The sequence below is a fragment of the Micromonospora sp. DT15 genome (genome assembly GCF_049841475.1).
GTDB lineage: Bacteria > Actinomycetota > Actinomycetes > Mycobacteriales > Micromonosporaceae > Micromonospora.
In genome coordinates this window covers 215,526-227,746 of sequence record NZ_JBNCKJ010000002.1, presented here as the reverse complement: position 1 = coordinate 227,746, position 12,221 = coordinate 215,526, and the positions used below count along the sequence as shown (strand labels likewise).

14 protein-coding genes are annotated in these 12,221 nt (G+C 72.4%); 4 read left to right on the top strand and 10 right to left on the bottom strand.

From position 1 onward, the window contains the following. The first annotated feature begins 52 nt into the window (after window positions 1-52). Together ACLQ3F_RS05175 and ACLQ3F_RS05170 are read left to right on the top strand one after the other, a co-directional pair. A complete protein-coding gene (locus tag ACLQ3F_RS05175; protein ID WP_357223238.1) occupies window positions 53-811 on the top strand; it encodes an HAD family hydrolase in 759 nt (252 codons plus the stop codon). A gap of 91 nt (window positions 812-902) precedes the next feature. Continuing rightward, window positions 903-1,814, top strand: a complete 912-nt coding sequence (locus ACLQ3F_RS05170; RefSeq protein WP_425846603.1) for an EamA family transporter — start codon at window positions 903-905, stop codon at window positions 1,812-1,814. Here the strand turns inward: ACLQ3F_RS05170 and ACLQ3F_RS05165 are convergent. The 6 genes from ACLQ3F_RS05165 to ACLQ3F_RS05140 all read right to left on the bottom strand — a co-directional run bounded on the left by ACLQ3F_RS05165 (window position 1,777) and on the right by ACLQ3F_RS05140 (window position 6,626). Then, entirely contained in the window at window positions 1,777-2,718 is a 942-nt protein-coding gene (locus ACLQ3F_RS05165; protein ID WP_425847384.1) for a diacylglycerol kinase, read from the bottom strand. The genes ACLQ3F_RS05170 and ACLQ3F_RS05165 overlap by 38 nt on opposite strands. 164 nt (window positions 2,719-2,882) lie before the next feature. After that, window positions 2,883-3,833, bottom strand: coding sequence for a twin-arginine translocase subunit TatC (tatC, locus tag ACLQ3F_RS05160; RefSeq protein ID WP_425846600.1), 951 nt, complete (start codon window positions 3,831-3,833; stop codon window positions 2,883-2,885). An 18-nt stretch (window positions 3,834-3,851) separates the two neighbouring features. After that, the gene (gene tatA, locus ACLQ3F_RS05155; protein ID WP_124855346.1) at window positions 3,852-4,166 is read right to left on the bottom strand and encodes a Sec-independent protein translocase subunit TatA; all 315 of its coding nucleotides are present in this window, start codon (window positions 4,164-4,166) and stop codon (window positions 3,852-3,854) included. 159 nt (window positions 4,167-4,325) lie between these two features. Next, window positions 4,326-4,571, bottom strand: a complete 246-nt coding sequence (locus ACLQ3F_RS05150) for a hypothetical protein (RefSeq protein WP_425846597.1) — start codon at window positions 4,569-4,571, stop codon at window positions 4,326-4,328. A 10-nt stretch (window positions 4,572-4,581) separates the two neighbouring features. Next, window positions 4,582-5,631, bottom strand: coding sequence for a helix-turn-helix transcriptional regulator (locus ACLQ3F_RS05145; protein ID WP_425846595.1), 1,050 nt, complete (start codon window positions 5,629-5,631; stop codon window positions 4,582-4,584). Further along, window positions 5,628-6,626 (bottom strand): helix-turn-helix transcriptional regulator, encoded by a 999-nt coding sequence (locus ACLQ3F_RS05140; RefSeq protein WP_425847382.1) that lies wholly within the window; start codon window positions 6,624-6,626, stop codon window positions 5,628-5,630. The genes ACLQ3F_RS05145 and ACLQ3F_RS05140 overlap by 4 nt, the downstream gene beginning before the upstream one ends. Before the next feature lie 117 nt (window positions 6,627-6,743). Here ACLQ3F_RS05140 and ACLQ3F_RS05135 point away from each other — a divergent pair, with 117 nt between their 5' ends. Both ACLQ3F_RS05135 and ACLQ3F_RS05130 read left to right on the top strand, forming a co-directional pair. Next, window positions 6,744-7,748: a cation diffusion facilitator family transporter gene (locus ACLQ3F_RS05135; RefSeq protein WP_425846592.1), complete on the top strand. Its 1,005-nt coding sequence runs from the start codon at window positions 6,744-6,746 to the stop codon at window positions 7,746-7,748. Between the two features lie 49 nt (window positions 7,749-7,797). After that, the gene (locus tag ACLQ3F_RS05130; protein WP_357258196.1) at window positions 7,798-8,883 is read left to right on the top strand and encodes a DUF3866 family protein; all 1,086 of its coding nucleotides are present in this window, start codon (window positions 7,798-7,800) and stop codon (window positions 8,881-8,883) included. Window positions 8,884-8,984: 101 nt separating this feature from the next. On the opposite strand, the gene ACLQ3F_RS05125 is transcribed toward ACLQ3F_RS05130, so the two are convergent. From ACLQ3F_RS05125 to rfbA, 4 genes are all read right to left on the bottom strand, one after another. Next, the gene (locus ACLQ3F_RS05125; protein ID WP_425846588.1) at window positions 8,985-9,179 is read right to left on the bottom strand and encodes a hypothetical protein; all 195 of its coding nucleotides are present in this window, start codon (window positions 9,177-9,179) and stop codon (window positions 8,985-8,987) included. Window positions 9,180-9,258: 79 nt separating this feature from the next. Continuing rightward, window positions 9,259-10,617, bottom strand: a complete 1,359-nt coding sequence (pafA, locus tag ACLQ3F_RS05120) for a Pup--protein ligase (protein WP_210781723.1) — start codon at window positions 10,615-10,617, stop codon at window positions 9,259-9,261. Between the two features lie 68 nt (window positions 10,618-10,685). Then, window positions 10,686-11,309, bottom strand: a complete 624-nt coding sequence (rfbC, locus tag ACLQ3F_RS05115; RefSeq protein WP_357201189.1) for a dTDP-4-dehydrorhamnose 3,5-epimerase — start codon at window positions 11,307-11,309, stop codon at window positions 10,686-10,688. Beyond that, a complete protein-coding gene (rfbA, locus tag ACLQ3F_RS05110; RefSeq protein WP_355007955.1) occupies window positions 11,306-12,196 on the bottom strand; it encodes a glucose-1-phosphate thymidylyltransferase RfbA in 891 nt (296 codons plus the stop codon). Before rfbA ends, rfbC begins: the two co-directional genes overlap by 4 nt. Between the last annotated feature and the right edge of the window lie 25 nt (window positions 12,197-12,221).

The window sequence follows — 12,221 nt, the reverse complement described above, 5'->3', positions numbered from 1 at the left end:
CCCACAAGGCCGTCCGGAGGCGCGGTCGGGGGCGGTCGGTAGGGTGCACGGCGTGCCGGACCATGCCGAACCGCCCCAGACCAGTCCGCCGGGCACCACCGAGCGCCGGGCGTCCCGACGCCCTGTCAAGGCGGTGCTCTTCGACTTCCACGGCACCCTGGCCCAGGTGGAGGACCCCCAGCGGTGGGTGTCGGAGGCCGCGGCGGCGTGCGGCGTCACCCTGGACCGCGTCCGCGCCACCTCGCTGGCCGACCGACTGCTCACCGCCGGTCGCGCCGGCGGGCCACTGCCGGCACGGGTGCCGCCCCGACTCGCCGAACTGTGGGCCGACCGGGACCTCTACCAACACGCCCACCGGGGCGCGTACACCGGGCTGGCCGAGACCGTCGACGCCGGCATCGACGGCTTCGCCGACGCGCTCTACGAGCGGCTGCTGACCACCGAGGGCTGGCTGCCGTACGCCGACACCGCCCCCACGCTGACCGCGTTACGCGATGCCGGGGTGCCGGTGGCGGTGGTCAGCAACATCGGCTTCGACCTGCGGCCACACTTCGACGCCTGGGGGCTGACCGACCTGGTCGGCGCGTTCGTGCTCTCGTACGAGGTGGGGCGCTGCAAGCCCGACCCGGCGATCTTCTGGCGTGCCTGCGGCATGCTGGGCGTCGACCCGGAGCAGACCCTGATGGTCGGTGACACCCCGGCGGACGCGGGCGCGGTGGCCGCCGGCTGCTCGGCGCTGGTGCTCCCGGCGGCCGAGCCGGGCCGGGAGAACGGGCTGGGCGCGGTGCTCGACCTCGCCCTGCCCGGCTGACCGACGGTGTGTGTTTCGTCAGTCGGCAATGAATCGCGGCAGGTGCACACCGCCGAGAGGTAGCCGCAGCTGAGCGCCTACCGTCGTGCCCGTGACCGAGATCCTGCTGCCCACGCCGGCACCGGCAGAAACGCCACCAGCCCGCGGCGGTGGCGTCGTCGCGGTGGGGCTGGTGCTCGGTGGGGCCCTGTCGGTGCAGTTCGGCGCCGCCGTGGCCGCGTTGCTCTTCCCGCGTACCGGGGTGGCCGGTGCGGTGACCCTGCGGCTGACCATCGCGGCGGTGCTGCTGCTCGTCGTGTGCCGGCCCCGCCTGCGCGGACACGACCGGTCGGCCTGGCTGGCGGCCGGCGCGTTCGGGCTGGCGCTGGCCGGCATGAACTCGCTGTTCTACCAGGCCATCGAACGCATCCCGCTCGGCCCGGCGGTGACGCTCGAGGTGCTCGGCCCCCTCGCGCTGTCGGTGTTCTCCGCCCGCCGACTGGCCAGCTGGGGCTGGGCGGGGCTCGCGCTGGCCGGGGTGGCCCTGCTCGGGCAGGGCGGCTTCGACAGGCTGAACCCGGTCGGGGTGGCCTTCGCGTTCGGCGCGGGCGCCATGTGGGCCGCGTACATCGTGCTGAGCGCCCGGGTCGGCGGCCGCTTTCCCGGCGCGGACGGGCTGGCCCTGGCGCTGACCGTCGCCGCGCTGGTCACCCTGCCGCTGGGCATCGTCGACGGCGGCGCGGCGCTGCTCGACCCGCGGGTGCTGGCCCTCGGCGCCGCCCTCGCCGTGCTCGCCTCCGGGCTGCCCTACACCCTGGAGCTGATGGCGCTGCGGCGGATGCCCACCGCCACCTTCGCCGTTCTGATGAGCCTCGGCCCGGCCGTCGCCACCCTCGCCGGCTGGCTGGTGCTGCGGCAGGAGTTGACAGTGCTGGAGTGCACCGCCATCGTGCTGGTGATCGTCGCCAGCATCGGCGCGGTACGGGTCAACGCAGCAGCCGCACGGCGCCCGGAACCGCGCTGATCGTCACCGGCAACTCCAGGGAGCGTTCCCCGTCGGCGTACGACGTGATGCCCTCGGCCGCCAACTCCACGGTGCGGGCCCGGAAGCTGCGCACCAGCGGATGGCTGATGTGGGTGCCCTGGTAGATGCGCGGCTTCACCCGGATCAGGGTGCGCCGGTTGACCCGACCCGCCACCACCACGTCGAGCAGCCCGTCGGTCGGGTCCGCGTCGGGGCAGATCCGCATGCCACCGCCGTACGTGGGGCAGTTGCCCACCGCCACGAGCACCGCGTCCAGGTCGTGCGGCACGCCGTCGAGGCGCAGCGTGTAGCGGCGTGGGCGCAGCCGGGCCAGCTCGACCAGGATCGCCAGGTCGTATCGGCGCGGGCCGCGGGGCCAGCGCATCCGGTTGGCCCGCTCGTTGACGATCGCGTCGAACCCGGCCGCGAGGACCGCCCCGTACCAGCGCTCGACGCCGTCGACCCCTACCATCCGGGCCAGGTCGACCGATTGACTGCGGCCGTCGCGTACCGCCTCGGCGATCACCGCCGCCGCAGCTAGGGGGTCGGCTGGAAAGCCGGTGTCCAGGGCGAAGTCGTTGCCGGTGCCGGCCGGGATCGGGCCGAACGGCACGTCGGTCCCGGCGACCGCCTGCAACGCCCGGTGCACGGTGCCGTCGCCGCCGACCGCCACCAGCGCACCCGCGCCGTCCGCGACCGCCTGACGGCATGCCGCCTCCGCCTCGCCCGGGCTGGACGCCGACAGCACTCGAAGCGGCCGACCCGCGCCGGCCAGCCCGTCCAACAATCGGGGCAGCAGTGCGCTGTACCGTCCCCGACCGGCGGACGGGTTGGTGAGCACGGCCACCGGCCCACCGGCGAGCGGGGCGCGGTCGACGGGTTCGCCGGCGACCGGGCCGGGCAGGTGGTCGTCTGCGGTCACGGGCAGCACCGTACCGGTCGGACACCCGCCGTTCACCAGGGGCAGGTGCCGTCACCAACAGTTCCGCCGCCGGCGCGGCAGGTGACGTGACGACGCCGCCCCCGAAACACGGGGACGGCGTCGGTGGACCGGTCGGCGCGGAGCCGTCAGGTCATGTCGTCGTAGCGGCGTTCGATCGGCGCCGGTTTGGCGATCGGCTCGGGTTCGCCGATCGGCGCTGCCGAGTCGACCCGCTGCCCGGCCACGACCGGGTCCGCGTCGAACTCCAACGGCGACACCTCGTCGTCGTCGATGCCGGCGTAGATCTCCTTGCCGCGCCCACGCCGCTTGTCGTTGAGGAAGGCGACGCCCACCGCACCGAAGTAGAGAGCGGAGAGGCAGATCGCCAGGGCCGTCATGCCGAACGGGTCCGGCGTCGGAGTGACCACGGCGGAGAACGCGAAGAACACGAAGATCGCCACGCGCCACCAGCTGAGCAACCGCTTCGCGCTGGCGATGCCCACGAAGTTGAGCATCAGCACGACGAGCGGGAACTCGAAGGCCACGCCGAACAACAGGATCAGGTTGGTGACGAAGGAGATGTACTTGGTGATCTCCAAGGTCGTGCTGATCTCGCTGTCCGAGATGCTGAGCAGGAACTCCAAGCCCTTGGCCGTGACGAAGTACGCCAGCACCGCACCGGCCGCGAACAGCGGCGCGGCGAGGGCGGTGAAGAAGTACGCGTAGCGCCGCTCGTGCCGGTGCAGGCCGGGGGCGATGAACGCCCAGAGCTGGTACAGCCAGATCGGCGCGGCCACGATCAACCCGACCCAGAGCGCGACCTTCAGGTTGAGCAGGAACAGGTCGGCCGGGCCGAGCTGCACGAACTCGCACTTGCCGTCGACATATCGAGCCTGCGGCAGGTCACAGTAGGGCTGCTGGAGCAGGTGCAGCACCGGCTTGGCCAACCAAAAACCGAAGCCGAAGCCGATGAGGATCGCCACGGACGCGCGGAACAGACGGTTACGCAGTTCGCGGACGTGCTCGATGAGCGTCATCGAGCCGTCGGCGGCCCGTTCGAACGACTTGGGGGCGCGTTTACGCAGTGCGAAGGCCACGGAAGTGGGGCCCTTCGGTCAGTTGTCGCGGACGCGGTGCACCGGGTCGACGACCGGCTGCTGCGGCGGGGCCTGCTGGTACGGGGCCTGCTGCGGCTGGCCAGCGTACGGCGCCTGCTGCCCGGCGTGCGGCGGCAGCGGCTGGTAGCCGGCCTGCGCGTCGGCCTTCTCGGCGAGGTCGCGGTCGTCATCCTGCAGGCTCTTGGTCTCGGCCTTGATGATTCGCAGCGACCGACCCAGCGAACGGGCCGCGTCGGGGAGCCGCTTCGCACCGAAGAGCAGGATCAGCACAACCACGAGAACAGCGATGTGCCACGGCTTGAGGGCACCCATGAGAAGCTCCAGTCGCTCTGTGTCCGGGGGGTGGTACGCAGCCCATCGTACGTGCGGATCGGCTGCCCGCCACCCGCTGGGTGGTGGTGGTCTGGGCGAGAGGGTGAAGTCTTGACCAACCCGCGATGATCCGTCAACCACCGCCGGGCGCGTACCCGATCAGCCGCGCTTGGCCTTGATCACCGCGAGCCGCTGGGACGTGGTGTCGAGCGAACGTTGGACGTCCTCGGCACGCTGTTGCAGCGCCTCGGCGGTGTCCCGCAGCGCCTCGGCCTCCGCGGCACGCCGCTGCAACGCCACGGCGGCGCGGCGCAGTCGGGGCAGCCGGGCCAGCACCGGGCGCACGGCCAACGCGAGCACCACGAGAGGTAGCAGCACCACCGCGAGCACGATCCAGATCAGCACGGCGGTCAGCCTACTGGGTGCGGCCAGCCACCGCCGGGTCACCCGACGGCGCGCGCACCGGGTCGACCTCCGGCAGCCGGGGCACGGCCGCCGGCACGGCGTACGCGTCCAGCGCGGCGGCCGCCGTCGCCCGCACCTGCTCGGCCAGCTCCACCGGGGCGACCACTGTCACCTCCGGGCCGAGGCCCAGCACGAACCGGCGGGCCCACCCCAGGTCGGTGACCCGCAGGGAGACGAGCCACTGGTCGCCGTCGCCGGCCTCCACCCGCTCGCACGGGTAGTACTCGGTGATCCACCGTTCGCCCCGACCGATGCGCAGGGTGATCAGCGGTAGGTCGGCCGAGGGGCGGAACACGCCCTCGGTGAGGTCGTGCGGGACCGCCTGCGGCGGCACCGTGGCCGGCTCGTCCAGCTCGGTGACCGCGTCGATCCGGTCTGCGCGGAACAGCCGGACGGCCTCCGCGCGCCGACACCACGCCTCCACGTACGCCCGGCCGCCGACCATCAGCATCCGCAGCGGGTCGATGACCCGCTCGGTGGTCTCGTCCCGGGCGGCCGTGTAGTAGGTGATCCGCAGGGCCCTGCCGCCCTCCACGGCGGCACGCAGCGCCTCGACCCGCGGGGCGTCCCCGGGCAACCGGACCGCCACCGGCGCACCCACCAGGTCACCCGCGGCCTCGATCTTGGCGAGGGCCCGTTCGACGGCCTCCCGGTTGGCCACCCCGGGCGTCTCGGCCAGCATCCGCAGCGCCACCACGAGGGCCAGGGCCTCGTCGGGGGTCAGCCGCAACGGCCGGTCGATGCCGGCGTCGTAGGTGATGGTCACCCGGTCACCGTCGAACGCCATGTCGATCAGGTCACCGGGGCCGTACCCGGGGAGCCCGCACACCCAGAGCAGCTCCAGATCCTCCCGGAGCTGGCGCTCGGTGACGCCCAGGTCACCGGCCGCCTCGGCGATCTCGATGCCGGGCCGGGCCAGCAGGTAGGGCACCAGGTTGAGCAGTCGGGCCAGCCGGTCGGCGGACGCGCGGGAGCCGTTGCGGGCGGCCGGGCGGGTCACCGGGCACCCCCGCCGACGGCCAGCTCGTCGTGGCGCACGGCGATCTCCTTGAGTCGTTGGATGACCGCCTCGCGGACCTCCGGTGGGTCGACGACCCGCACGTCCGGGCCGTAGCCGACGAGATGACCGGCCAGCCCGTCCGGGTCGGCGTACGGCAGGACCAGCCAGTCGCCGTCCGGCCCGGCGGTCACCTCCACCGCCCAACGCCGCAGCCCGGCGGCCCGCCCGGGCGCGGCCAGCACGGTGGCCCGACCGGTGCGCTCCACCGGACCCGACCAGCGGGCCACGTGGCTGATCAGGTCGACGTTGGCCGGCGGCTCGTACGCGCCGGGGGCGCCAGTCACCCGGACCGCGCCGACGACCCGGGACAGCCGGAAGCAGCGGGTCGCCTCCCGGTCCTGGTCGTGGCCGACCACATACCACCGGCCGCGCCAGCAGACCACGCCCCACGGTTGCAACCGTCGCCGGGTGGGCGCGTCGCGATCGGGCACCCGGTAGTCGAACCCCACCTCGCGGCGGTCCCGGGCGGCGGCGGTCAGCGGCGCGAACGCCGGGTCGACAGTGACCATCGGCTCCAGGCCGAGGGTCGCCTGCGGGTCCACGTCCACCCCGGCGGCGCGCAGCTTGGCCAGCCCCGACGACGCGGCGGCGGCCAACCCGGCGTGCTGCCACAGTCGGGCGGCGATGCCGACCGCGGCGGCCTCGTCCGGTTCGAGGAGGATGTCGGGCAGCGCGTATTCACGGTGGGCGATCCGGTAGCCGGGCTCGGCGTCGAAGGCGCTCGCCGTGCCGGTCTCCAGTGGGACACCCAGCTCGCGCAGCTCGGCCTTGTCCCGCTCGAACTTGCGTTGGAACGCCTCGTGGTCGCGCGCGTCGTCCGGATCGTGCTCGTAACCGGGCACGGTCGCGGCGATCTGCGCGGCGGTCAGGAACCGTCGCGTGGACAGCAGGCAGATCACCAGGTTGACCAGGCGTTCGGTGCGGGTCCGCGACACGCGGTAGACGCTAGCAGCCGACCCGCCCAGACCGCGCACCCGCGCGGGCGTGCCGCACACTTGTTCGGATCGGGCCTCCCCCGGCGCGTCGCCGTCAGCGGTCATAGGGTGATCCTCATGTCGCAAGCGGAGGCCAGACCCGAGAGCGAGAGCGTCGGCACCGTCGTCGTCGCCGGGGCGGCCAACCTCGCCATCGCGGTCGCCAAGCTGATCGCCGGGCTGATCTCCGGATCAGCCGCGATGCTCTCCGAGGCGGCGCACTCGATCGCCGACACCACCACCGAGGTGCTGCTCTTCCAGGCGCTGCGCCGCGGCGCCCGCCCGGCCGACCAGCGACACCCCTTCGGGTACGGCAAGGAAAGCTACGTCTGGGCGTTCTTCGCCGCCATGTTCACGTTCGTCGCCGGCGCCGGTTTCGCCGTCACCCACGGCGTCACCACGATCCTGGTGCACAAGCACAGCGGCGACTACCTGATCTCGTACATCGTGCTCGGGGTGTCGTTCGTCATCGAGTCGATCTCGCTGGCCCGGGCCGTGCGGCAGGTCCGCCGCGAGTCGCGGCGCTGGCGGACCACGCCTCGGCGGTTCCTGCGGTTGACCGCCGACACCACCGTCAAGGCGGTCTTCCTGGAGGACAGCGCGGCCCTGATCGGTCTGGTGCTGGCCGGGCTCGGCGTCGGTCTGTCGCACGCCACCGGCGACGAGGTGTGGGACGGCGTCGCGTCGATCCTGATCGGGCTCCTGCTGCTGACCGTCGCCGGGATCCTCGCCAGCAACAACCTGTCGCTGCTGGTCGGCCGGGCCGTCCCGGAGCGGCTGCGTCACGAGATCGAGCAGGATCTGGCCGGGCTGCCCGAGGTGGAACGCATCGACACCCTGTTGACCATGCAGCTCGGCCCGCAGGACATCCTGGTCGCCGCGAAGGTCGACTTCCGCGACGAGGCCACCGGCGCGCAGATCGAGGCCAGCGCCGACGAGGCCGAGCGGCTGCTCACCAACCGGTACCCGGAGATCCGCTTCGTCTTCCTCGACCCGACCCGTTCGATGCCGGGCGCCACCGGCACCGCCCGGCACACCCAGGCCGGGCCGAGCCCGGACGCCGGCGGCCCCGAGCCGGCCTGACCCACACCCGGGCGCGGGCCGCCACGCCCGCGCGGCTAGCGTGCCCGTCATGGTGCGATGGCGTACGGGGACGGTGGCGACGCTGCGACGGCAGTGGACCGGGGCGGTGGAGCTGGACGTCGACCTGCCCGACGGCACGCGGATGCGGGCCCTCGCGTACCCGGAGCTGGTCGGCACGCCCCAGCCCGGCGACCGGGTGCTGCTCAACGCGGGCGCGCTGCTGATGGGGCTGGGCACCGGCGGGTACGCCCTGGTGGTCGCCCTGCCCGACCGACTGCCGCCGGACCCGCCGGAGGTCGCCGACACCCGCGACGCCGGGCATCTGGTCAAGGCCCGCTACACGCCGTTGCAGCCGATCCTCCTCGGCGTCGACGAGGAAGCCTCCCCACACCGCGACGTACTGGCCGACGCGGACGACCTGGGCGGCCTGCCGGTGGTCACCGCCGACCTGCACTCGGCGCTCCCGGCGATCCTGGCCGGCATCCGGGCCGACGCCCCGCAGGCGCGGGTGGCGTACCTGCTCACCGACGGTGGGGCGCTGCCCGCCTGGTTCTCCCGTACCCTCGCCGGGCTGCGGGACGAGTTGGTTGGCACGATCACCGTCGGGCAGGCGTTCGGTGGCGACCTGGAGGCCACCACCCTGCACGGTGGTCTGCTCGCCGCCCGCCACGTGCTCGACGCGGACGTGGCGATCGTGGCCCAGGGGCCCGGCAACCTGGGCACCGGCACCCGGTGGGGCTTCTCCGGCGTCGCCGTCGGCGAGGCGGTCAACGCGATCGCCACGCTGGGCGGGAAGCCGGTCGGCTCGCTGCGCATCTCCGACGCCGACGCCCGCCCCCGACACCGGGGCGTGTCACACCACAGCCTCACCGCGTACGGACGGGTGGCGCTCGCCGCGGCGGAGCTGGTGGTGCCCGACGACCTGGACCCGGCCCTTGCCGCCGAGGTGGACGCGGCGCTGGCGCCCCTGGCGACCCGACACCGGATCGTCCGGGTGCTCACCGACGGTCTGGACGCCGCGCTGCGGGCCAGCGCGGTACCCCTGTCCACCATGGGCCGTGCCCTCGACGCCGACCACGCCTACTTCCTGGCAGCAGCCGCCGCCGGCCGCCACGCGGCAACCCTGCTCCCCTGACCCTGCCCAGCCCGCGTCGATCATGAGGTTATTGCGCTCCGCCTCGGCGTGTCATGGCAATAACCTCATGATCATCGCGGGCCGAAGAGGGTGCGTGCGGGTCAGGCCAGGAAGATCAGGGCTAGCCAGCCGCCCACGATGAGCGCCAGCGCCAGGGCCAGCACCCACGTCGGCACTGTGTAGTCACCGCGCCGGTTACGGTCGACCTCGGCGCGGATCTTCTCCCGCCGGCGTTCGATCCAGTTCTGCCGCTCGGTGCCGCGCTCGGGGCGGTCGGAAGGTCCAGGAGTCGTCATGGCGCGCTCAGCTTAACCGCTCGGTGCGCCGGGCTGACCGGCCCCGGCGACGCAGCGCGTCGACGGGGCCGGCAACCGGTCACATGCTGGCGATCAGCCGCTCCACCCGTTCGTCGTACGCCCGGAACGGGTCCTTGCAGAGCACGGTGCGCTGCGCCTGGTCGTTGAGCTTCAGATGCACCCAGTCGACGGTGAAGTCCCGACGCTTTTCCTGGGCGTGCCGGATGAACTCGCCCCGCAGCCGAGCCCGGGTGGTCTGCGGCGGGGTCTCCTTGGCCTCGAAGATCTCCGGGTCGGTGGCCACCCGGTCGACGTCGCCGCGGCGCTCCAGGAGCCCGTAGAGGCCCCGGCCGCGGCGCACGTCGTGGTAGGCCAGATCCATCTGTGCCACCCGGGGGTGCGACAGCGGCAGGTCGTGCTTGCGCTGGTAGCGCTCGATCAACCGCAACTTGCTGACCCAGTCGATCTCCCGGGAGACCGGCTCCAGGTCGCCGCTCTCCACCGCGTTGAGCACCCGGCCCCACAGCTCGACGACCCGCTTGGCGGCCTGGTCGCCGCCGCGCCGCTCGACGAACTCGGTGGCCTTGGCGAGGTATTCCTGCTGGATGTCCAGGGCGCTGACCTCCTTGCCGTTGGCCAACCGCACCTTGCGCCGGCCGGTGATGTCGTGCGACACCTCCCGGATGGCCCGGATCGGGTTCTCCAGGGACAGGTCGCGCATCACCACCCCGGCCTCGATCATCCGCAGCACGATGTCGGCGGTGCCGACCTTGAGCAGCGTGGTGACCTCGTTCATGTTGGAGTCGCCGACGATCACGTGCAGCCGTCGGTAGCGCTCGGCGTCAGCGTGCGGCTCGTCGCGGGTGTTGATGATCGGGCGGCTGCGGGTGGTCGCCGAGGAGACGCCCTCCCAGATGTGCTCGGCCCGCTGCGAGAGGCAGTAGACCGCGCCGCGTGGAGTTTGCAGGACCTTGCCGGCCCCGCAGATCAACTGCCGGGTGACCAGGAACGGGATGAGCACGTCGGCGAGCCGGCCGAACTCGCCGTGTCGGGAGACCAGGTAGTTCTCGTGGCAGCCGTACGAGTTGCCGGCCGAATCGGTGTTGTTCTTGAACAGGTAGATCTCACCCGCGATGCCCTCGTCGTGCAGCCGCTTCTCCGCGTCGACGAGCAGGCCCTCCAGGATCCGCTCGCCGGCCCGGTCGTGGGCGACGAGATCGGTCACCGAGTCGCACTCCGGTGTCGCGTACTCCGGATGCGACCCGACGTCCAGGTAGAGCCGGGCCCCATTGCGTAGGAAGACATTGCTCGACCGGCCCCAGGACACCACGCGACGGAACAGATACCGCGCGACCTCGTCCGGGGACAGCCGCCGCTGCCCGCGATAGGTGCAGGTGACGCCGTACTCGGTCTCGAGGCCGAAGATTCGCCGCTCCATGGTGAGACATTAGCCGCCCGGAGGCCCGGTTCGTCACTGTCAGACCACAGGTCGTGCCCCGAGCGCGGTCACATACCGGTTGAGTGCGACATTCCGTCCGGACCGAGGCTCGCCGTGAACTGCCGGCAGCTGTCGTACTCCGGAAGCAGACCCCGCTCGCGGACCTGCGCCAGAGTCGGCGCCGCGTCGTCGCGCGCGGACAGCAGTGGAACGTCGGCGGGCCACTCGATGCCCAACTCCTCGTCCAGCGGGTGCACGGCGTGCTCGCCGGTCGGGTTGTAGGTGGTCGAGCAGAGGTAGCTCAACGTCGCGTCGTCGGTCAACGCGCAGAACCCGTGCCCCAGCCCCTCGCTGAGGTAGACCGCCCGACGGTCGGTGTCGTCCAGCCGGACGCCCTCCCAACGACCGAAGGTCGGCGAGCCGACCCGCAGGTCCACGACCACGTCGAGGACAGCGCCCCGCACGCACGTCACGTACTTGGCCTGCCCGGGCGGGACGTCGGCGAAGTGGACGCCGCGCACCACGCCGCGCGCGGAGACCGACAGGTTGGCCTGGGCCAGCCGGAGCGGATGCCCCACCACCTCGGCGAGCTTGTCGAAGCGGTACCACTCCATGAACATGCCGCGCGGGTCACCGTGCTGCTGGGGGATGATCTCCCAGGCACCCTCGATGCTCAGCTCCCGGATCTTCACCAGGAACCCCCGTCGTTGCCGGCCTGATCGCTGAGCAGACCGAGCAGGTAGGTGCCGTAGCCGCTCTTGGTCAGCGGCTCGGCGAGCGCGCGCAGCTGTGCGTCGTCGATCAGGCCGGCCCGCCAGGCGACCTCCTCGATGCAACCGATCTTGAGACCCTGCCGCTCCTCGACCACCCGGACGAACTCGGCGGCCTGCATCATCGAGCTGAACGTGCCGGTGTCCAGCCAGGCGGTGCCCCGATCCAGCACCGTCACCGCCAGCTCCCCGGTCTCCCGGTACACCTCGTTGACCGCCGTGATCTCCAGTTCGCCGCGGGCGCTCGGGGTGAGCTTGCGGGCGATGTCCACCACCCGGTTGTCGTAGAAGTAGAGGCCGGGCACCGCGTAGCGGGACTTCGGCCGGGCCGGCTTCTCCTCGATCGAGAGCACCCGACCATCGGCGTCGAAGTCGACCACGCCGTACTCCTGCGGGTTGGCCACCTGATAGGCGAAGACCCGCCCACCGACCAGGTCACTGTGGTCGGCGAGCTGCCCACCCAGACCCACGCCGTGGAAGATGTTGTCGCCGAGGACCAACGCCACCGACTCGGCGCCGATGAAGTCCGCGCCGAGGATGAACGCCTGCGCGATGCCCTCCGGGCGCTCCTGACTGACGTACTCCAGCCGCAGCCCGAACTGGCTGCCGTCGCCGAGCAGCCGACGGAACTGGTCCTGATCGTCCGGAGTCGTGATCACCAGAATCTCCCGGACCCCGGCCATCACCAGGGTGGAGAGCGGGTAATAGATCATCGGCTTGTCGAAGACCGGCATCAGCTGCTTCGAGACCGCCCGGGTGATCGGCCAGAGCCGGGACCCGGTGCCGCCGGCAAGTAGGATTCCGCGCATCGGGGAAGCCTAGCCGCACCCGGGC

What these genes read in the sequence shown, in the direction of transcription:
- tatA (WP_124855346.1), bottom strand. Translation starts at nt 4,166, where the DNA reads ATGGGTGCCCTCAAGCCGTGGCACATCGCTGTTCTCGTGGTTGTGCTG.
- ACLQ3F_RS05135 (WP_425846592.1), top strand. Translation starts at nt 6,744, where the DNA reads ATGTCGCAAGCGGAGGCCAGACCCGAGAGCGAGAGCGTCGGCACCGTC.
- ACLQ3F_RS05130 (WP_357258196.1), top strand. Translation starts at nt 7,798, where the DNA reads ATGGTGCGATGGCGTACGGGGACGGTGGCGACGCTGCGACGGCAGTGG.
- ACLQ3F_RS05125 (WP_425846588.1), bottom strand. Translation starts at nt 9,179, where the DNA reads ATGACGACTCCTGGACCTTCCGACCGCCCCGAGCGCGGCACCGAGCGG.
- pafA (WP_210781723.1), bottom strand. Translation starts at nt 10,617, where the DNA reads ATGGAGCGGCGAATCTTCGGCCTCGAGACCGAGTACGGCGTCACCTGC.
- rfbA (WP_355007955.1), bottom strand. Translation starts at nt 12,196, where the DNA reads ATGCGCGGAATCCTACTTGCCGGCGGCACCGGGTCCCGGCTCTGGCCG.